Source organism: Pseudomonas sp. AC193, assembly GCF_979258075.1.
In genome coordinates this window covers 4189402-4209032 of sequence record NZ_OZ409832.1, presented here as the reverse complement: position 1 = coordinate 4209032, position 19631 = coordinate 4189402, and the positions used below count along the sequence as shown (strand labels likewise).

General features: G+C 60.1%; 14 protein-coding genes and 2 pseudogenes. 8 read left to right on the top strand and 8 right to left on the bottom strand.

Annotation, left to right across the window (positions count from 1 at the left end; translation table 11 throughout):
* Window positions 1-9 precede the first annotated feature (9 nt).
* Both recO and pdxJ read left to right on the top strand, forming a co-directional pair.
* Window positions 10-699: a DNA repair protein RecO gene (recO, locus tag ACZZ0D_RS19055; RefSeq protein ID WP_053117398.1), complete on the top strand. Its 690-nt coding sequence runs from the start codon at window positions 10-12 to the stop codon at window positions 697-699.
* Window positions 700-747: 48 nt separating this feature from the next.
* Complete coding sequence (gene pdxJ / locus ACZZ0D_RS19050; protein ID WP_053117400.1) at window positions 748-1494, top strand: pyridoxine 5'-phosphate synthase; 747 nt, start codon at window positions 748-750, stop codon at window positions 1492-1494.
* A gap of 83 nt (window positions 1495-1577) precedes the next feature.
* Here the strand turns inward: pdxJ and mltF are convergent, their stop codons facing one another.
* Window positions 1578-3038, bottom strand: coding sequence for a membrane-bound lytic murein transglycosylase MltF (gene mltF, locus ACZZ0D_RS19045; protein ID WP_082341386.1), 1461 nt, complete (start codon window positions 3036-3038; stop codon window positions 1578-1580).
* Window positions 3039-3323: 285 nt separating this feature from the next.
* Between mltF and purL the strand changes: the two are divergent.
* The 3 genes and pseudogenes from purL (at window position 3324) to ACZZ0D_RS19030 (ending at window position 9001) form a co-directional block, all read left to right on the top strand.
* Window positions 3324-7221: pseudogene (gene purL, locus ACZZ0D_RS19040) on the top strand (phosphoribosylformylglycinamidine synthase).
* A gap of 5 nt (window positions 7222-7226) precedes the next feature.
* Window positions 7227-7538: a YqfO family protein gene (locus tag ACZZ0D_RS19035; protein ID WP_158830387.1), complete on the top strand. Its 312-nt coding sequence runs from the start codon at window positions 7227-7229 to the stop codon at window positions 7536-7538.
* A gap of 1100 nt (window positions 7539-8638) precedes the next feature.
* A complete protein-coding gene (locus ACZZ0D_RS19030; RefSeq protein ID WP_053117409.1) occupies window positions 8639-9001 on the top strand; it encodes a DUF6124 family protein in 363 nt (120 codons plus the stop codon).
* A 248-nt stretch (window positions 9002-9249) separates the two neighbouring features.
* Here the strand turns inward: ACZZ0D_RS19030 and nagE are convergent, their stop codons facing one another.
* The 7 genes and pseudogenes from nagE to ACZZ0D_RS18995 form a co-directional block, all read right to left on the bottom strand.
* Window positions 9250-10962 (bottom strand): N-acetylglucosamine-specific PTS transporter subunit IIBC, encoded by a 1713-nt coding sequence (nagE, locus tag ACZZ0D_RS19025; RefSeq protein ID WP_463554009.1) that lies wholly within the window; start codon window positions 10960-10962, stop codon window positions 9250-9252.
* Between the two features lie 23 nt (window positions 10963-10985).
* A complete protein-coding gene (gene ptsP, locus ACZZ0D_RS19020; protein ID WP_463554008.1) occupies window positions 10986-13499 on the bottom strand; it encodes a phosphoenolpyruvate--protein phosphotransferase in 2514 nt (837 codons plus the stop codon).
* 257 nt (window positions 13500-13756) lie between these two features.
* Entirely contained in the window at window positions 13757-14779 is a 1023-nt protein-coding gene (locus ACZZ0D_RS19015; RefSeq protein WP_110721222.1) for an SIS domain-containing protein, read from the bottom strand.
* Window positions 14760-15866 (bottom strand): N-acetylglucosamine-6-phosphate deacetylase, encoded by a 1107-nt coding sequence (gene nagA / locus ACZZ0D_RS19010; RefSeq protein ID WP_008081654.1) that lies wholly within the window; start codon window positions 15864-15866, stop codon window positions 14760-14762. The genes ACZZ0D_RS19015 and nagA overlap by 20 nt, the downstream gene beginning before the upstream one ends.
* Before the next feature lie 24 nt (window positions 15867-15890).
* Window positions 15891-16622 carry a GntR family transcriptional regulator gene (locus ACZZ0D_RS19005; protein ID WP_463554007.1) on the bottom strand — a complete coding sequence of 244 codons (732 nt, stop codon included), beginning with the start codon at window positions 16620-16622 and terminating at the stop codon, window positions 15891-15893.
* Window positions 16623-16906: 284 nt separating this feature from the next.
* Window positions 16907-17421, bottom strand: a pseudogene (locus ACZZ0D_RS19000) (L,D-transpeptidase family protein).
* Window positions 17422-17495: 74 nt separating this feature from the next.
* On the bottom strand, window positions 17496-18050 hold the full coding sequence (locus tag ACZZ0D_RS18995; protein ID WP_463554006.1) for an NUDIX hydrolase: 555 nt from the start codon (window positions 18048-18050) through the stop codon (window positions 17496-17498).
* Between the two features lie 147 nt (window positions 18051-18197).
* On the opposite strand from ACZZ0D_RS18995, the gene ACZZ0D_RS18990 reads away from it, so the two are divergent.
* From ACZZ0D_RS18990 to ACZZ0D_RS18980, 3 genes are read left to right on the top strand one after another with little or no spacing between them, the layout of a single operon-like run.
* The gene (locus tag ACZZ0D_RS18990; RefSeq protein ID WP_053117428.1) at window positions 18198-18797 is read left to right on the top strand and encodes a CoA pyrophosphatase; all 600 of its coding nucleotides are present in this window, start codon (window positions 18198-18200) and stop codon (window positions 18795-18797) included.
* Window positions 18798-18842: 45 nt separating this feature from the next.
* A complete protein-coding gene (locus tag ACZZ0D_RS18985) occupies window positions 18843-19367 on the top strand; it encodes a gamma carbonic anhydrase family protein (RefSeq protein WP_007954617.1) in 525 nt (174 codons plus the stop codon).
* Window positions 19364-19579: a DUF1289 domain-containing protein gene (locus tag ACZZ0D_RS18980; RefSeq protein ID WP_463554005.1), complete on the top strand. Its 216-nt coding sequence runs from the start codon at window positions 19364-19366 to the stop codon at window positions 19577-19579. The genes ACZZ0D_RS18985 and ACZZ0D_RS18980 overlap by 4 nt, the downstream gene beginning before the upstream one ends.
* Window positions 19580-19631: the final 52 nt, after the last annotated feature.

Genomic DNA, 19631 nt, shown 5'->3' with positions numbered 1-19631 from the left:
GAGAGTTCCATGTCCTCAAACCCACCTCCCGCCCAACCCGCCTACGTCCTGCACTCGCGCGCCTACCGTGAAACCAGTGCGCTGGTGGATTTCCTCACGCCGCAAGGTCGGCTGCGGGCGGTGTTGCGCAGTGCGCGGGGCAAGGCCGGGACGTTGGCGCGGCCGTTCGTGTCGCTGGAAGTCGAGTTTCGCGGCAAGGGTGAGTTGAAGAATGTCGGGCGCATGGAAAGTGCCGGCACTTCGGCGTGGCTCAACGGTGAGGCGCTGTTCAGCGGTCTCTATCTCAATGAACTGCTGATCCGTTTGCTCCCTGCTGAGGATCCACACCCCGGTGTATTCGATCACTACGCCGCGACCTTGCTGGCATTGGCTGAGGGCCGTCCGCTGGAGCCGCTGCTGCGCTCATTCGAATGGCGCTTGCTCGACGATCTTGGCTACGGTTTCTCGCTGAACACCGATATCCACGGCGAACCGATAGCCGAAGACGGCCTCTATCGCCTGCAAGTGGATGCCGGCCTGGAGCGCGTTTTTCTGCTGCAACCCGGCCTGTTCAACGGCGTCGAATTGCTGGCCATGGCCGAAGCCGACTGGACTGCACCGGGCGCACTGTCCGCAGCCAAGCGCCTGATGCGCCAAGCCCTCGCCGTCCACTTGGGCGGCCGTCCTCTCGTTAGTCGCGAGCTGTTTCGCAAGCCCTAGCCCCGTGTATGCTGTGCGCCGAATCTTTTTCTTCAGGAGCGCGCACCCGTGACCACCAGCAATCGCATTCTTCTTGGCGTGAACATCGACCACGTCGCCACCCTGCGTCAGGCCCGTGGTACGCGCTACCCGGATCCGGTCAAGGCTGCGCTGGACGCGGAAGAGGCGGGCGCTGATGGCATCACTGTTCACCTGCGTGAAGACCGCCGGCACATTCAGGAGCGCGACGTACTGCTGCTCAAGGATGTGCTGCAAACCCGCATGAACTTCGAAATGGGCATCACCGAAGAAATGATGGCGTTCGCTGAGCGCATTCGTCCGGCGCACATCTGCCTGGTGCCGGAAACCCGTCAGGAACTGACCACTGAAGGTGGTCTGGATGTGGCGGGGCAGGAAGAACGGATCAAGGCTGCGGTTGAGCGTCTGTCGAAGATTGGCAGCGAAGTGTCGCTGTTCATCGATGCTGATGAGCGGCAGATTGCGGCGTCGAAGCGCGTTGGCGCACCGGCGATCGAGCTGCACACCGGGCGTTATGCCGATGCTGAAACCCCGACGGAAGTGGCTGAGGAGCTGAAGCGCGTTGCGGATGGCGTGGCGTTTGGTTTGGCGCAGGGTTTAATCGTCAATGCCGGCCATGGCCTGCATTACCACAACGTTGAGGCGGTGGCGGCGATCAAAGGGATCAACGAGCTGAACATCGGCCATGCGCTGGTGGCGCATGCGTTGTTCGTGGGCTTCAAGTCCGCTGTGTCCGAGATGAAAGCGCTGATACTGGCTGCTGCGCTCAAGGGCTAAGATCAAAAGACCGCAGCCTTCGGCAGCTCCTACATTGGAATGTGTATCCCTGTAGGAGCTGCCGAAGGCTGCGATCTTTTGCTTCAAAGCGGGGCAGGTTCTTGAGCGGGTTTTGACTTGTCGATGCCAGGCACATGCAGATTGCCCTCAGCCACTTGATCACCCTCAAGCTGCGGCTGCGTCACCCAGGTCAGAATGTCGTAATAACGACGAATGTTCGCCACAAAATGCACCGGTTCGCCGCCACGGGCGTAGCCATAGCGGGTTTTGCTGTACCACTGTTTCTGCGCCAGACGCGGCAGGATCTTCTTCACGTCCAGCCACTTGTCCGGGTTCAAACCTTCTTTGGCGGTCAGTTTGCGCGCGTCATCGAGGTGGCCGCTGCCGACGTTGTACGCCGCGAGGGCGAACCACGTGCGATCCGGTTCCTTGATCGAATCGTCGAGCTGATCCTTCATATAAGCCAGGTACTTGGCGCCGCCCATGATGCTCTGCTTCGGATCAAGTCGGTTCGACACGCCCATCGCCTGCGCGGTGTTTTGCGTCAGCATCATCAGCCCGCGCACACCGGTTTTCGAGGTGACGGTCGGCTGCCACAGCGATTCCTGATAACCGATCGCCGCCAGCAGGCGCCAGTCGACTTTCTCTTTTTTCGCGTAATTCTTGAAGTGCTGTTCGTACTTCGGCAGGCGCTGCTGCAAGTGCTGGGCGAAGGTCGTGGCGCCCATGTAGCCAAGCACGTCAACGTGGCCGTAGTAGCGATCTTTCAAGCGTTGCAGGGTGCCATTCTTTTGCACCTTGTCCAGATACGCGTTGATCTCGTTGAGCAGACTGTTGTCTTCGCCCGGGGCCACGGCCCAGCTCTGGTTGCTGGCATCGCCAAGGTCGAAGGCGACGCGGATGTTGGTGAAGTACACCTGGTTCATCGCCACTTCGTTGGAATCGACGAGGGTCAGGTCGATCTGGCCTTCATCGACCATGCGCAGCAGATCGACCACTTCAACCGCGTCGGATTCTTCATATTCAATGCCGGGGAATTTCTTTTTCAGCTCCGCCAGTTGCTCGGCGTGGGTGCTGCCCTTGAGCACCATGATCTTCTTGCCTACCAGATCGCCGGCGTCGGTAGGGCGCGACTGGCCGTTGCGATAAATGATCTGCGGGGTGACTTCTAAATAAGAGTGGGAGAAACGCACCTGTTGCTTGCGATGCTCACTGCTGACCAGCCCGGCGGCGGCGAGTACCGGGCCGTTGGGTTTGCCGATCTGATTGAAAAGGTCGTCGAGGTTGTCAGCGGTCTCGATCTTCAGCTCGACCCCCAAATCGTCGGCGAAACGCTTCACCAGCTCGTATTCGAAGCCGGTTTCACCGCTGCGATCCTGGAAGTAGGTGGCGGGGCTGTTGCGTGTAATCACGCGCAGCACACCATCCTCCTTTATGCGCTCCAGCGTGTTGGGTTTATCAACACAGCCACTGAGCATCAGGAAGAGTCCGGTTGCGATCAGCCATTTGGCGTACCGCGGACGCAAAGCCGTTGGGAAAAACATGTGCGCAGTATACGCAAACGGCCACTGGCGCCATATCTCGACGGTGCAGGATGACTCTGCTGGCCGTCACAAAACCGCACTAAACCCAGCAGGAATGGGGCTTCGCGGGTTTTTGTTACAGTAAAAATAAGCAGGTCTCAGATCGCTGATTTACCTGACTCCGGAGTCGGAAACACAGATTGATACCCGAGTGCAACCGTGCGTAGCGTTTCGGGTGATGTTGAGGGCGGTTTAGGCTAGAATGCACGGCCTCAAAGCACACCCCTTCCCGAGGCTGTCCCGAAGATGTTGATCCTGCGCGGCGCTCCTGCCCTTTCTGCCTTTCGCCACAGCAAACTCCTTGAGCAACTGAGCCAGAAGGTTCCAGCTGTCAGTGGCCTGTATGCTGAATTCGCTCACTTCGCCGAAGTCACCGGCGTCCTGACCGGCGACGAACAGCAGGTGCTAGCGCGCCTTCTGAAGTACGGCCCAAGCGTTCCGGTACAAGAGCCGACCGGTCGTCTGTTTCTGGTGTTGCCGCGTTTCGGCACCATCTCGCCATGGTCGAGCAAGGCCAGCGACATCGCCCGCAACTGCGGCCTGAGCAAGATCCAGCGTCTGGAGCGCGGTATTGCCTTCTACGTGGCCGGTCAGTTCAGCGAAGCCGAAGCCCAGCAGATTGCCGACGTGCTGCATGACCGCATGACTCAGATCGTGCTGGCCAACCTTGAACAGGCCGCCGGTCTGTTCAGCCACGCCGAGCCGAAGCCGCTGACCGCGATCGACATCCTCGGTGGCGGTCGTGCCGCGCTGGAAAAGGCCAACACCGAGCTGGGCCTGGCCCTGGCCGAAGACGAGATCGACTATCTGGTCGACGCCTTCAACGGTTTGAAGCGCAACCCGCACGACATCGAACTGATGATGTTCGCCCAGGCCAACTCCGAACACTGCCGTCACAAGATCTTCAACGCCAGTTGGGATATTGATGGTGAGAACCAGGAAAAAAGCCTGTTCGGCATGATCAAGAACACCTACGTGATGCACAGCGAAGGCGTTCTGTCGGCTTATAAGGACAACGCCTCGGTGATCGTCGGCAACGTCGCCGGCCGTTTCTTCCCGAACCCTGAGACCCGCCAGTACGGCGCGGTGCAGGAGCCGGTGCACATCCTGATGAAGGTTGAAACCCACAACCACCCGACCGCGATTGCTCCGTTCCCGGGTGCATCGACCGGTTCCGGCGGCGAAATCCGTGACGAAGGTGCAACCGGCCGTGGCGCCAAGCCAAAGGCTGGCCTGACCGGTTTCACCGTATCGAACCTGCAAATCCCGGGCTTCGAACAGCCGTGGGAAGTGCCGTACGGCAAGCCTGAGCGCATCGTTACCGCCCTGGACATCATGATCGAAGGCCCGCTCGGCGGCGCCGCGTTCAACAACGAATTCGGTCGTCCAGCCCTGACTGGCTACTTCCGTACCTTCGAACAGTCGATCACCACCCCGCACGGTGACGAAGTTCGTGGTTACCACAAGCCGATCATGTTGGCCGGCGGCATGGGCAACATCCGCGAAGAGCACGTCAAGAAAGGCGAGATCGTCGTGGGCTCCAAGCTGATCGTCCTCGGCGGCCCGGCGATGTTGATCGGTCTGGGCGGCGGCGCGGCTTCCTCGATGGCCACCGGCACCAGCTCGGCGGATCTCGACTTCGCTTCCGTACAGCGTGAAAACCCTGAGATGGAGCGTCGTTGCCAGGAAGTCATCGACCGTTGCTGGCAACTGGGTGACAAAAACCCGATCAGCTTCATCCACGACGTCGGCGCGGGCGGTCTGTCCAACGCCTTCCCGGAACTGGTCAACGACGGCGACCGCGGTGGCCGTTTCGAACTGCGCAACATTCCAAACGACGAGCCGGGCATGGCCCCGCACGAAATCTGGTCCGAACGAATCCCAGGAACGTTACGTTCTGGCCGTCGGCCCTGAAGACTTCGCGCGCTTCCAGGCGATCTGCGAACGCGAGCGCTGCCCGTTTGCCGTTGTTGGTGAAGCCACCGCTGAACCGCAACTGACCGTGACCGACAGCCACTTCGGCAACAACCCGGTGGACATGCCACTGGAAGTGTTGCTGGGCAAGGCCCCGCGCATGCACCGCTCGGTGGTTCGCGAAGCTGAAATGGGCGATGACTTCGATCCGTCGAACCTCGACATCAGTGAATCCATCGAACGCGTTCTGCATCACCCGGCCGTGGCGAGCAAGAGCTTCCTGATCACCATCGGCGACCGCACCATCACCGGCCTCGTGGCCCGTGACCAAATGGTCGGCCCGTGGCAGGTTCCGGTGGCCGACGTTGCCGTCACCGCCACCAGTTTCGACGTTTACACCGGTGAAGCGATGGCAATGGGCGAGCGCACTCCGCTGGCTCTGCTGGACGCCCCGGCGTCGGGCCGCATGGCCATCGGCGAAACCCTGACCAACATTGCCGCGTCGCGCATCAACAAGATCTCCGACATCAAACTGTCGGCGAACTGGATGTCCGCTGCCGGCCACCCGGGCGAAGACGCGCGTCTGTACGACACCGTGAAAGCGGTCGGTATGGAACTGTGCCCTGAGCTGGGTATCACCATTCCGGTGGGCAAGGACTCGATGTCCATGGCCACCCGTTGGAGCGATAACGGCGAAGAAAAAACCGTGACCTCGCCGATGTCGCTGATCGTGACCGGTTTCGCGCCAGTGGCTGACATCCGTCAGACCCTGACCCCGGAACTGCGTATGGACAAGGGCACCACCGACCTGATCCTGATCGACCTCGGTCGCGGTCAGAACCGTATGGGTGCTTCGATCCTTGCACAGACCCACGGCAAGCTCGGCAAACACGCGCCGGACGTTGATGACGCTGAAGACCTGAAAGCCTTCTTCGCGGTGATCCAGGGCCTCAATGCCGACGGTCACCTGCTGGCGTACCACGACCGTTCCGACGGTGGTCTGCTGACCTCCGTGGTGGAAATGGCCTTCGCCGGTCATTGCGGTCTGAGCCTGAACCTCGACGGTCTGGCAGAAACCACCGCCGACATCGCCGCCATCCTGTTCAACGAAGAACTGGGTGCGGTGATTCAGGTTCGTCAGGACGCCACGCCAGACATCCTCGCGCAATTCAGCGCGGCCGGTCTGGGCGACTGCGTGTCGGTGATCGGTCAGCCGATCAACAATGGCCAGATCAACATCACCTTCAACGGTGACACCGTGTTCGAAGGCCAGCGTCGTCTGCTGCAACGCACCTGGGCTGAAACCAGCTACCAGATCCAGCGTCTGCGCGACAACGCCGACTGCGCCGAGCAAGAATTCGACGTGCTGCTGGAAGAGGACAACCCGGGCCTGAGCGTCAAGCTCAGCTACGACGTCAACCAGGACATCGCCGCGCCTTACATCAAGAAAGGCATTCGCCCACAGGTTGCCGTGCTGCGTGAGCAGGGCGTCAACGGTCAGGTGGAAATGGCCGCTGCGTTCGACCGCGCTGGTTTCAACGCGATCGACGTGCACATGAGCGACATTCTCGCCGGCCGTGTCGACCTGAACGAGTTCAAAGGTCTGGTGGCGTGCGGTGGGTTCTCCTACGGCGACGTGCTCGGCGCCGGTGAAGGCTGGGCCAAGTCGGCATTGTTCAACAGCCGTGCCCGCGATGCGTTCCAGGGTTTCTTCGAGCGTAACGACAGCTTCACCCTCGGCGTGTGCAACGGTTGCCAGATGATGTCCAACCTGCACGAGCTGATCCCGGGCAGCGAATTCTGGCCGCACTTCGTGCGCAACCGCTCCGAGCAGTTCGAAGCGCGCGTGGCGATGGTGCAGATTCAGGAATCGAACTCGATCTTCCTGCAGGGCATGGCCGGTTCGCGTATGCCGATCGCCATCGCTCACGGTGAAGGTCACGCCGAGTTCTCCAGCGAAGAAGCACTGCTGGAAGCTGATCTGTCGGGTTGCGTGGCGATGCGTTTCGTCGACAACCACGGCAAGGTCACCGAGAAGTATCCGGCTAACCCGAACGGTTCGCCGCGCGGGATTACCGGTCTCACCAGCCGTGATGGCCGTGTGACGATCATGATGCCGCACCCGGAGCGGGTGTTCCGTGCCGTGCAGAACTCGTGGCGTTCGGAAGACTGGAACGAGGACGCACCTTGGATGCGTATGTTCCGTAATGCACGCGTCTGGGTTAATTGATCGTCGTGTATAAGCTGGCGTTTTTTGTTCCTGACAGTCATGTCGAGGTGGTCAAAGGGGCTGTGTTCGCTGCCGGTGGTGGGCGGATCGGTGACTATGACCACTGTGCCTGGCAGGTGCTTGGGTCTGGCCAGTTTCGACCTTTGGACGGCAGTCAGCCGTTCATTGGTGAGGCGGGGCAGGTTGAGCGGGTTGAGGAATGGAAGGTTGAGCTGGTGGTGGTGGATGAATTGATTGTTGCTGTTGTGGCGGCGTTGAAGCTTAGTCATCCCTACGAGACGCCGGCTTATGAGGTGTGGCGGCTGGAAGATTTCTGATAGCCGCTTATTACAAGAAACCCGCAGATGAGAGATCGTCTGCGGGTTTTTTGTTGCCCCCGATTTTTTGCGCGATGGTGTTTTTAATGTGGGAGCGAGCCTGCTCGCGAAGGTGCCGGCTCAGGCAATAATGTTCTGACTGACCGAGTACATATCCATTGCTGCGGTAACGGCTTCTCAGGGTTCCGCCCTTACGGCGGGTCACTTTTGACAAACGCCTCAAAAGTAACCAAAAAGGCTTGCCCCAACGTTCGGCCCGCTCGCTAAAGCTCGGGGTGCCTTCGCTCCGGGATCCATCCGGGCGCATCGCCTCCGGTTTGCTCCGCTGCACCTCCTCTCGATGCATTTGGCTGCGCCAAACGGTCGCTGCGCTCCCACCCCCGGATAAATCCCTCCACTCAGCCTGCCGACGGGGCCGGTGGATCAAGATCAAGAGCAGGCGAGCTGACACTCGGCCTATTGAGTGGTGAGGAGCACTGCGCGATCGGCTTTGGTTTTGAAGTGGATTCGCCCCTCACCCCAGCCCTCTCCCGGGGGAGAGGGAGCCGATTTGTGGGCTTTTCAGGATCTGAATTCGACTCGGTATTTCACGTCAGCGTAGATCCACCAAACACTTCGGTCAGTCCCCTCTCCCTCTGGGAGAGGGGGGAGTGAGGGGCTTTTGATCTATGTCAGGATCTGAATTCGACTCGGTATTTCACGTCGGCGTACATTCACCAAACACCCCGGTCAGTCCCCTCTCCCTCTGGGAGAGGGCTAGGGTGAGGGTTTGCTTTGGTCTGTTTAGATATGTGTAGAAATAGCAGAACCTTCCCACAAGGTTTTCAGGTTGTCCGTCGGACGCGCGCTCTCTAGTCTTTGCCTGTCGCTGCCAATTCAGCGACCGGGAGGTGAGATACCCGATTTGGATCCCCAGACAAGTGCCCCCATAATTGCGGCCAGTTAACGCTGTCAGCAATTCCTTATGGCGGCTATGTGCGGGCGGACTTCGGTTCGGCCGGTTTCGGGGTTCTATCGGTGATCTCACTCCGTACATGGCTGCCACCTCTTCTTCGAGTGAGATCGGGAGCAAGTGGCTGCAAACTTAAAGGACTTGTTCGATGGACAAACTGATCCCCGATCCACCCCCCGAAACCACCACCCCACTCGAAGCCGCCATCCGCGCCGAAGACTTGGCAAAAAACCGCGAAGCCATCAAACGCGCCCTCGATTTCTACCTCAGCCCCGAACCCGCCAAACCCCGACAGCCGAGCACCATGTTCCTCGTCCACCCCAGCGTCGACACCGAAAGCCTGCTCGCCCACGCTTGTGAATCGTTGGCCTCAGCGAACGCCATGGCCAGCAACTTCGCAACCGAGCTAGGCGGCTTGCAACGCAGCACGGCACTGGCCATCCAGCAAATCATCATGCTCGCCGAACTCGCAGTAAACCGCGCACTGGATCGAGTCGATCCACAAACCTGACGACCGCGTCATCGTTCATCGCCAGCAGGCTGGCTCCCACAAGGTCGTGCACAATTTTGAGAACAGTGAAGAACCTGTGGGAGCCTGGCTTGCCAGCGATGACGGCCTGATTCTTCGGATTGATAGCTTCCCTGTAGGAGCTGTCGAGTGAAACGAGGCTGCGATCTTTTGCTCTTGCTTATGATTGTAAAAAAGCAAAATCAAAAGATCGCAGCCTGCGGCAGCTCCTACAGGGGTGATGTGTGGGGTCAGACTTTGGCGCTGACTTCGCTGCGGTTGACCAGGCTTTCGAGTGCCCCGCTCAAACTCGCTGCTTTATCCCCCACCAGCAAATGCCAGACCCCGCCATCCAACTGGCTGACACCGTGACAACCCAGATCCTTCAACTGCGCCTCGGACAACGCCTTGCCATCCGCCAATTGCAGGCGAATCCGTGTCATCGCAATGCAATCCAGTTGCAGCACATTGTCGCCACCGCCCAATGCATTCAGCCATTGCTGCGCCTCGGAACCGGCAACGGCCATAACTTTCGGCTCATGAACAACAGCGGTTTCAACCAAAACTGCACGTCCGAGAGAAGGCATCGCCAGTCGAATCTCATCCGCAATGCTGTCCGCCATCGGCCCGACAACCACCTGCAAACTGCCACCTTTACCCGGTCGCACAACCGCCATCGCACCCAGCGCTTTCAGATCAGCATCCGAAGCCCTGTTGCGATCAACCATCTCCAGCCGCAGCCGCGTGGTGCAGGCGCCAACCGTCAGCAGATTTTCAGCGCCGCCCAACGCCTTGATGTATGCACTGGCGCGCTCGTTTTCAGTCAGTACGGCTTTTTCACTGACAGCGACCTCCTCACGCCCCGGCGTTTTCAGATTGAAGCGACGAATGCAGAAGTCGAAGACGAAGTAGTAGATCACCGCGTAAGCCAACCCAACCGGGAACACCAGCCAACCATTGGTGGACTTGCCCCAGCCGAGAATCATGTCGATAAAGCCGCCGGAGAAGGTGAAGCCCAAGTGGATGTTCAACGCATTGGTAATCGCCATCGACAACCCGGTCAGCAACGCATGCAGCAGAAACAACAACGGCGCCAAAAACATGAAAGCGAATTCAATCGGTTCAGTCACCCCGGTCAAAAACGAGGTCAGCGCCATCGACAGGAAAATCCCGCCCATGACTTTGCGGCGTTCCGGCAGCGCATTGCGGTACATCGCCAGACACGCTGCCGGCAGGCCGAAGATCATCATCGGGAACATGCCGGTCATGAACTGGCCGCCCTTCGGATCGCCGGCGAAGTAGCGCGACAGGTCGCCAGTCACCAATGCGCCGGTAGTCGGGTCGGTGAAGTTGCCGAACACGAACCACGCCATGTTGTTGAGGATGTGGTGCAGGCCGGTGACGATTAGCAGGCGGTTGAACACGCCAAACACGAACGCGCCGATGCTGCCGCTTTCCATCATCAAGGCGCCGAAGGCGTTGATGCCGTGCTGGATCGGCGGCCAGATGTAGCCGAACACCACGCCCAGACCGACCGCTGCAAACCCGGTAACAATCGGCACAAACCGCCGGCCACCGAAGAACGCCAGATACTCCGGCAGCTTGATGTCCTTGAAGCGGTTGTACAGCGCGCCAGCCATCAGGCCGGCGACGATGCCGGCGAGCATGCCCATGTTGATGCTCGCATCGAGCACCTTCAGCGTGGAGATCATCACCAGGTAACCGATCACCCCGGCGAGGCCGGCGGTGCCGTTGTTGTCCTTGGCGAAACCGACGGCGATGCCGATGGCGAAGATCATTGCCAGGTTGGCGAAGATCACTTGGCCGGCATCGTGGATGATCGCGATGTTCAGCAGGTCAGTGTCACCCAGACGCAGGAGCAGGCCGGCAATCGGCAGGATCGCGATGGGCAGCATCAGCGCGCGGCCGAGGCGTTGCAGGCCTTCGATAAAGAGTTGGTACATGGCGTTTGTCCTTGTTGTTTTTGTTAGCGCAGTGGCCAATGTTGATGACAGGCATGGCGCACGGCGGCGGCACTGCTCAACTTGAGCAGGTCGCGACTGAGGCGCTGGCATTCGGCTTCGTGCACCTGGCGCACGCGATCCTTGATTTCACCGATCTGCACCGGGCTGACCGACAATTCGGTAACGCCCAGACCAATCAACACCGGCGTCGCCAGCGGATCAGAGGCGAGGGCGCCGCAGACGCCGACCCAACGCTTGTGCACCGCCGCGCCTTCGCAGGTCATGGCGACCAGGCGCAGCAGCGCCGGGTGCAGGGCGTCGACGCGGGCGGCCAGACCGGCGTGATCGCGATCCATGGCCAGGGTGTATTGCGACAAATCGTTGGTGCCGATGGAGAGGAAGTCAGCGTGTTCGGCGAGTTGTTCGGCCTGTAATGCGGCGGCGGGGACTTCGATCATTACGCCGATTTCTGGACGCTGAGCGATGTTCATCTCCAGGCACAGCGCTTCTACGCGCTGGCGAATGTGCAGCAGTTCGTCGACTTCGGTAACCATTGGCAACAGGATTCGGCAGCGACGCAGCGGGCTGACTTGCAGCAGCGCGCGCAGTTGCTGATCGAGGATTTCCGGGCGGGCCTGAGCCAGACGAATGCCGCGCAGACCGAGCACCGGGTTGGCTTCGATCGGCAGCGGCAGGTAATCGAGTTGCTTGTCGCCGCCGACGTCGATGGTGCGGATGATGACTGACTTATCGCCCATCGCATCGATCACAGCTTGGTAGGCGCAGCGCTGTTCTTCGACATCCGGCGCGGTCTGCCGATCGACGAAGAGAAACTCTGTGCGCAGCAGACCGACGCCATCGGCGCCGTTGGCGAAGGCGTCTGCCGCTTCAGCGCTCGAGGCAACATTGGCGACGACTTCGATGTGCACGCCATTACGGGTTTCGGCCGGCAGATGAGCTTTTGCCTGTTGAGCATCGCGACGTTGCTGACGATCGATTTGCGCCTGCTGAACTTCAGCCAAACGTTCAGCGTTTGGCGTCAGTTCCAGACGTCCACCGTCAGCATCGAGCACCACCGATTGACCTTGCGGCTGATCAAGCAGTACCGACCCCAACGCCACCATGCAAGGCAGACCTTTGCCGCGAGCGAGAATCGCCACGTGCGAAGTCGCGCCACCCTCGGCCATGCACAACCCGGCGACACCTTGGGCGCTGAGTTGCAGCAGATCCGAAGGCGTCAGTTCATGTGCGGCAACAATGGCACCGGCCGGCACATCGTAATTCCACGCCTCACCGAGCAACGCACGCAGCACGCGTTGTTTGAGATCGCGAAGATCGTTGGCGCGCTCAGCCAGCAGCGCGCTGCCGGTGTGCTGCAGGACTTCGCACTGCACATCGATCGACTGGCTCCAGGCGTGAGTCGCCGCAGTGCCTTGTTCGATGGATTGCTGTGCCGCGTCGAGCAGCGCCGGGTCTTCCAGCAACGCCAAATGCGCGGCGAAGATTGCTTCTTCATCGGCATTCTTGTGCTTTTTCGCTTGAGCGAGAGTGCCGTCGATTTCGCTGCTGACGTGTTGCAGTGCAGCTTCAAGCACTTGCTGTTGTTGCAGCGGATCGTGATTGCCCGCGTCCACCGGCAAACTGATCGCGTTCAAGCGAAACAGCGGCCCACCGACGAATCCCGGCGCAGCGCAAACCCCGTGCAACACGCCAGCCTCGGCCGGGCGTTTAAGAGGGGCAACACTGACCGGTGCCGCCGCGTGATGATCATCCGGCAGCGCCGTGGCCAATGCCGTGAGCAACGCTTGCAGCGCCGCTTCAGCATCCGGCCCCTGACAGCTGACTTGCACTTCATCCTGTTCGCCAACCGCCAGGCCCATCAAACCGATCAGGCTGTTGCACGGCGCCGATTTACCGGCGAAGTGCAGTTGCGACTGGCTTTTGAAACCTTGCGCGGTCTGCCGAATCAGCGCTGCCGGGCGCGCATGCAAACCGCCGCGATGCGCCACCAACACATGACCCTGAACCTCCGGCCCGCCGACGACTTCGGCGCTCGCTGCCGAACCGTTACGCGCCAAAATGTGCAGCAATGGTTCGCCGACTTTCACCGCTTTGAGGGTGATCGGGCGTACCTGGAAATCCTGACTGTTGGTAAGGATCAACAGGCTGACGAGGCTTTTGCATTGCTGGCCGACCTTGTCGAGGTCGTAGCGCAACAACGGCTGACCCTTGGTTACGCGAACACCTTCCTTGACCAGCATCGAGAAACCCTCGCCGTTCAACTCAACGGTGTCGAGGCCTAGATGCAGGAGGATTTCCGCGCCGTTGTCGGCACGTACGGTGAGAGCGTGGCCGGTGCGCGCGACGTGGATGATTACCCCGGCGCACGGCGAGTACAGCGTGTCGTTGATCGGGTCGATGGCGATGCCGTCACCCATCGCGCCGCTGGCGAACACCGCGTCCGGGACTTTGGCGAGCGTGAGCACCGGGCCGCTGAGCGGGGCGCTGAGGGTCAGCTCTTTATTGTTGTTGTGCATGGCTCGGTCTCATCAGTAATTTCGCTGGCCCTTGTAGGAGCTGCCGAAGGCTGCGATCTTTTGATCTTGTTTTCTGTGAATCAAAATCAAAAGATCGCAGCCTTCGGCAGCTCCTACAGGGGTTGTGCATCAATCAGCGGTTTAGCGTCCGCCGACAGGGTTGTGCATCAATCGGCGGTTTTGCGTCCGCCGACAGGGTTGTGCATCGATCGGCGGTTTTGCGTCCGCCGATAGGGTTGTGCATCGATCAACGGGTGTCAGTGCGTGCGGGTTACTTTGCTCAGGTGGCGCGGCTGATCCGGATCCATGCCACGGGCCACGGCCAAACCTGCCGCCATCACGTAGAAACTCTGGATCGCCAGAATCGGATCGAGCGCTGGGTGCTCGGCGCGGGTCAGTGTCAGGTCGCGTTCGCTCACGTCATCCGGCGCGGCCAGCAACACACGAGCGCCGCGTTGGCGCATTTCTGCCGCCAGGCTCAACAAGCCAGCCTGTTCAGCACCGCGCGGTGCGAAAACCAGCAACGGATAATGTTCGTCGATCAACGCCATCGGGCCGTGACGCACTTCGGCGCTGCTGAACGCTTCGGCCTGAATCGCCGAGGTTTCCTTGAATTTCAGCGCCGCTTCCTGAGCGATGGCGAAACCGGCACCACGGCCAATCACCATCAAACGCTCGCAATCGCGCAACGCTTCGATGGCCACGCTCCAGTCCTGTTTTGCCGCTTCGCGCAAACCTTCAGGCAGGGCGTTACCGGCCTCGAGCAATTCGCTGTCCTCTTTCCAGTGCGCGATCAACCGGGCGCTGGCGCTGAGGGTGGCGATAAAACTCTTGGTCGCGGCGACGCTGCTTTCAGTCCCGGCGAGCAGTGGCACGCTGAACTCACACGCAGCTTCCAGTGGCGAATCGGCGGCGTTGACCATCGACACGCTCAGCGCGCCACGTTTGCGCAACAGACGCAGGCTGTTGACCAGATCCGGACTCTGCCCCGATTGCGAAAAGGCGAACGCGACCTGACCGCTGACCTTCAACGGCGCTTGCTGCATGGTCACCACTGACATCGGCAACGACGCCACCGGCACACCCAGTTGCTGCATGGTCAGGTAGGCGAAGTAGCTCGCCGCGTGGTCGGAGCTGCCGCGCGCAACGGTCATCGCCACTTGCGGCGGCTGACGGCGCAGGCGTCCGGCGATCTCGATCATTTGCGGGTCGAGCTGTTGCAGTTGGGCTTGCACGGCCTCGAACGAGGACAGCGCCTCCTCAAGCATTTTTGAAGTCAATGTCTTCTCCTTCGACCATGACGGCGGTCAGTGTGAGTGAGCGATCGAGCCGCACGCAGTCGGCCCAGGCACCTGGTGCAAGGCGCCCGCGTTCGGTGATGCCGAGGTAGTCGGCGGGGAATTGCGAAAGACGTTGCGAGGCTTCGGCGATCGGCAAACCGATCTTCACCAGGTTGCGCAGGGCCTGATCCATGGTCAGCGTGCTGCCGGCCAACGTGCCATCGGGCAGGCGCACGCCGCCCAGGCATTTGGTCACGGTGTGGCTGCCGAGCTTGTATTCACCGTCGGGCATGCCGGCGGCAGCGGTCGAATCGGTGACGCAATACAGGCAAGGGATCGAGCGCAGGGCCACACGAATGGCGCCGGGATGCACGTGGAGCAAATCCGGAATCAGTTCGGCGAATTTGGCGTGTGCCAGTGCCGCGCCAACGATCCCCGGCTCGCGGTGATGCAGCGGGCTCATGGCGTTGTAGAGGTGGGTGAAACTGGTTGCGCCAGCCTCCATTGCAGCAACGCCTTCCTCGTAACTGCCGAGGGTGTGGCCGATCTGCATGCGCACGCCCCGGCTGCTGAGTTCGCGGATCAAGCCGTCGTGACCGGCGATTTCCGGGGCGATGGTGATCACGCGGATCGGCGCCAGTGCCAGATATTCTTCGACTTCGGCCATCAACGCGGTGTGGGCGAAGTTCGGTTGTGCACCGAGTTTGCCGGGATTGATGTACGGGCCTTCGAGGTGGACGCCGAGCACTCGTGCAGCACCTTTCGGACGCTGTTCGCAGAATTCTCCGACTTCCTTTAACACGCTGGAGATCTCGGCACTCGGCGCGGTCATGGTGGTGGCCAGCAGCGAGGTGGTGCCGAAACGCACGTGGGTTTTGGTGATGGTCTCGAAAGCGCTGGCGCCTTCCATGATGTCTTTGCCGCCACCGCCGTGGACGTGCAGATCGATGAAACCGGGCAGCAGATACGGCAGGTCATTGCTCGCTGGATCGCAAGGCACGCCTTCGATCGACACGACTTTGCCGTGTTCGTGGATCAGCCGGCCGCGAATCCAGCCGCTGGCGGTGAGGATGTTGTCTTCGGACATTTCGGTTCTCGCTTATGGCTGCGCTTAACGGCGAAGCTCTGCAACAAAGTCGTAGTAGTCGTTGCGGCAATAGGTGTCGGTGACTTCGATCGGTGTGTTGTCTTCGAGGTAGCCGACCCGGGTCATCAGCAGCATCGCGGTGCCGGGGGCGATGCCGACCAGCGCGGCGAATTCGTCCGAGGCGTTGATTGCCTGAATGTGCTGCAAGGCGCGGACGATCGGTTTGCCGATGCCGTCGAGGTATTCGTAGAGCGAATCGCCGACCAGTTGCGGCTTGGGCATGATCGAGGCGGGCAGGGTGCTCATCTCGATGGCCATAACTGTGTCATCGGCTTTGCGCAGACGCTTCATGCGCGCGACCTTGTCGTTCGGCGACAGGCTGAGGCGGATCAGTTCTTCGTGGGTCGGCAGGGTTATTTCGCGCTCCAGCCATTTCGAACTGGGTACGAACCCCTTGAGGCGCAGCATTTCGCTGAAGCCCGACAGACGCGACAGCGGTTGCTCCAAGCGCGGGGTGATGAACGTGCCGGAACCTTGCAGGCGACGGATCAGCCCTTGATCAACGAGGACTTCGAGGGCTTTGCGCGCGGTGACGCGGGAGATGCCGAGCAACTCGCTGAGATTGCGTTCCGAGGGCATCGCTTGCTCGGACTTCCACTGCCCTGAATGGATGGCGGCTTCAAGGTTGCGCGCCAGTTGCAAGTACAACGGTGTCGGTTGAGTGTCGTCGGGGCGTAAGGCCTGGAGGTCATTCATGTAGTTCGTTTCCGGCACCGATGTAGGATTGTTTTGATTCGGTTGTCGGACGAAAGCTAATACCACTTGAATACCATGTCAACGCAGTGAAATGGCCTGTAGCCCGCTAATATCGGGGCTTTGAGATCTGGTGGTCTGAAGTGGTATTAGAGGTGGAGGCTTGAAAGCAAAAGATCGCAGCCTGCGGCAGCTCCTACAGTGGGAAGTGGTATCACCTCTGTAGGCGCTGCCGCAGGCTGCGATCTTTTGATTTATTTTTTTTGCAGGTGACCAGTGGTTGATCGTTAAGGGCGGATTTCGACCATCGTGCCGTCCGGCACCAGGCTCCACACTTCACGCATATCCACATTGCGCATGGCGACGCAGCCGTCCGTCCAGTCCAGCGTGTGGAACAGGTCTTCCGGGGTTTCTTCGGAATCCGGCGTGCCGTGGATCATGATCATGCCGCCAGGCTCGACGCCTTCACGACGGGCGCGGGCTGAGTCGCTGATGTTCGGGTAGGAAATGTGCATCGACAGGTTGAATTTGTCGCTGGTCTTGCGCCAGTCGATCCAATAGAAACCTTCCGGCGTGCGCTTGTCGCCTTCAATCAGTTTCGGACCTTTTTCGCGCCCTTGCCCAGGGAGATGCGATAGGTCTTCAGCGGCTTGCCGTCGGCGATCAACTGCAGTTGATGCGCCGATTTGAGTACCAGGACTTTTTCGATAAGCGGGGTATTCGCCGGCGTCACGGTGGTCACGAAGGACGCTTGGGAGACGCTAACGAACGACAGGCAGAACAGGGCAAGCAACCAGCGCATTGAAACGATTCCCCAAGGAGTGACGCAGATAAGTGTTGTGTAGGAGCTGCCGCAGGCTGCGATCTTTTGATCTTCTAACCGACAATGACCGGCTGCACCAACGGCGGAATCGATTCCGAACGAACCGGATACACCTCAACCCGCCGATCAGCGAAGAAGCATTCTAAGGTACGACCCACCGTCCTGAAAGCCAGCTCGTCCCATGGAATGTCGGCTTCGTCGAATAGTTGCACTTCAAGGCTCTCGGGGCCGGCAGCAAAATCCAGATCAACCAGTTCGGCGCGGAAGAACACATGCACCTGACTGATGTGCGGCACGTCGATCAGCGTATAGATGCTCAGATTACGCACGCGGGCGCAGGCTTCTTCGGCGGTTTCGCGCACGGCGGCCTGTTCGATGGTCTCACCGTTTTCCATGAACCCGGCAGGCAACGTCCAGTAACCGAGGCGCGGCTCGATGGCGCGGCGGCACAGCAGCACTTTCGTGCCCCAGGTCGGCACGCAACCGGCGACGATATTGGGGTTTTGGTAGTGAATGGTCTGACAGCTGTCACAGACAAATCGCCGCCGCGAATCGCCTTCGGGAATGCGCTGGGTGACCGGGTTACCGCAGTGGCTGCAAAATTTCATGCTGGGCTTCCTGAATGCTGCGCCTATCTTGGCGTGCAGCGGTGTCGGTCGGCAAGTTGTCGTTTCGCGACATGGCGAGATTCGGGGGCTTGGGCGGCTGCAATGATTGGTGCATGATGCAGGGTAAGGCACCGATCGAGAACACTCATGCTGGACGAGCTACTGCATAGGGTAAGCAACCACACACCGCGCACGCTGGAGACTGACAAACGTTTCCCCGAGGCCGCCGTTCTGGTGCCGATCACCCGCAGTGACCAACCGGAACTGGTGCTGACCCTGCGCGCCAGCGGGCTCTCGACCCATGGCGGCGAAGTGGCTTTCCCCGGTGGACGCCGCGATCCCGAAGACCCGGATCTGATCTTCACCGCCCTGCGCGAAGCAGAGGAAGAGATCGGCCTGCCGCCGGGACTGGTCGAAGTCATCGGCCCGCTCAGCCCGCTGATCTCCCTGCACGGCATCAAGGTCACGCCTTATGTCGGCGTAATCCCCGATTTCGTCGAGTATCAGCCCAACGATGCCGAGATCGCCGCGGTTTTCAGCGTGCCGCTGGAATTCTTCCGCAAAGACCCCCGCGAACACACCCATCGCATCGACTATCAAGGTCGCAGTTGGTACGTGCCGAGCTATCGCTACGGCGATTTCAAGATCTGGGGCCTGACCGCGATCATGATCGTCGAGTTGATCAATCTGCTCTATGACGCCAAGATCAGTCTGCATACTCCGCCTAAAAGCTTTATTAACACCTAAGCCATCGTTCGAATGGCCATCACCGTGAGCCCTGAGGAAAACAAGATGAAATACCGCCTGGGCGACGCCCGTGTCGAGACCCACCCGCAGAGCTGGGTCGCCCCCAATGCCGTGCTGGTAGGCAAGGTCAAACTGGAAGAGGGCGCCAACGTCTGGTTCAACGCTGTGCTACGTGGCGACAACGAACTGATCCTGATCGGCAAGAACAGTAACGTGCAGGACGGCACCGTGATGCACACCGACATGGGCTATCCGCTGACCATCGGCACCGGCGTGACCATTGGCCACAACGCCATGCTGCATGGCTGCACCGTTGGCGATTACAGCCTGATCGGTATCAACGCGGTGATTCTCAACGGCGCGAAGATCGGCAAGAACTGCATCATTGGCGCCAACTCGCTGATTGGTGAAGGCAAGGAAATTCCGGATGGTTCGCTGGTGATGGGCTCGCCGGGCAAGGTTGTGCGTGAGCTGACCGAGCCGCAGAAGAAGATGCTTGAAGCCAGCGCCGCGCACTATGTACATAACTCCCAGCGTTATGCGCGTGATCTGGTTGAGCAGGAAGAATGAACACGCCAGAAAGACCGGTTGCCTCGCCATGCGTGAATATTTGTGCGCTGGATGAGGATGATGTGTGCACCGGGTGCCAGCGTACGGTGGAAGAGATTACCCGCTGGAGCCGCATGAACAATGACGAGCGCCGGGTGGTGCTGGGGTTGTGTCATGAGCGGGCGAAGGCGAGTGGGTTGGTGTGGATGATCCCCGGGACATCGGGCTCCTGAGCCAACGCTTTCGCGAGCAAGCCCGCTCCCACATTGGAATGCACTCCCCTGT

Coding starts and splice junctions, on each gene's coding strand:
- ACZZ0D_RS18980 (WP_463554005.1), top strand. CDS start 19,364: ATGAACACGCCAGAAAGACCGGTTGCCTCGCCATGCGTGAATATTTGT.
- mltF (WP_082341386.1), bottom strand. CDS start 3,038: ATGTTTTTCCCAACGGCTTTGCGTCCGCGGTACGCCAAATGGCTGATC.
- ACZZ0D_RS18995 (WP_463554006.1), bottom strand. CDS start 18,050: ATGAAATTTTGCAGCCACTGCGGTAACCCGGTCACCCAGCGCATTCCC.
- recO (WP_053117398.1), top strand. CDS start 10: ATGTCCTCAAACCCACCTCCCGCCCAACCCGCCTACGTCCTGCACTCG.
- ptsP (WP_463554008.1), bottom strand. CDS start 13,499: ATGCACAACAACAATAAAGAGCTGACCCTCAGCGCCCCGCTCAGCGGC.
- ACZZ0D_RS19005 (WP_463554007.1), bottom strand. CDS start 16,622: ATGAATGACCTCCAGGCCTTACGCCCCGACGACACTCAACCGACACCG.
- ACZZ0D_RS19030 (WP_053117409.1), top strand. CDS start 8,639: ATGGACAAACTGATCCCCGATCCACCCCCCGAAACCACCACCCCACTC.
- nagA (WP_008081654.1), bottom strand. CDS start 15,866: ATGTCCGAAGACAACATCCTCACCGCCAGCGGCTGGATTCGCGGCCGG.
- ACZZ0D_RS18985 (WP_007954617.1), top strand. CDS start 18,843: ATGAAATACCGCCTGGGCGACGCCCGTGTCGAGACCCACCCGCAGAGC.
- nagE (WP_463554009.1), bottom strand. CDS start 10,962: ATGTACCAACTCTTTATCGAAGGCCTGCAACGCCTCGGCCGCGCGCTG.
- ACZZ0D_RS18990 (WP_053117428.1), top strand. CDS start 18,198: ATGCTGGACGAGCTACTGCATAGGGTAAGCAACCACACACCGCGCACG.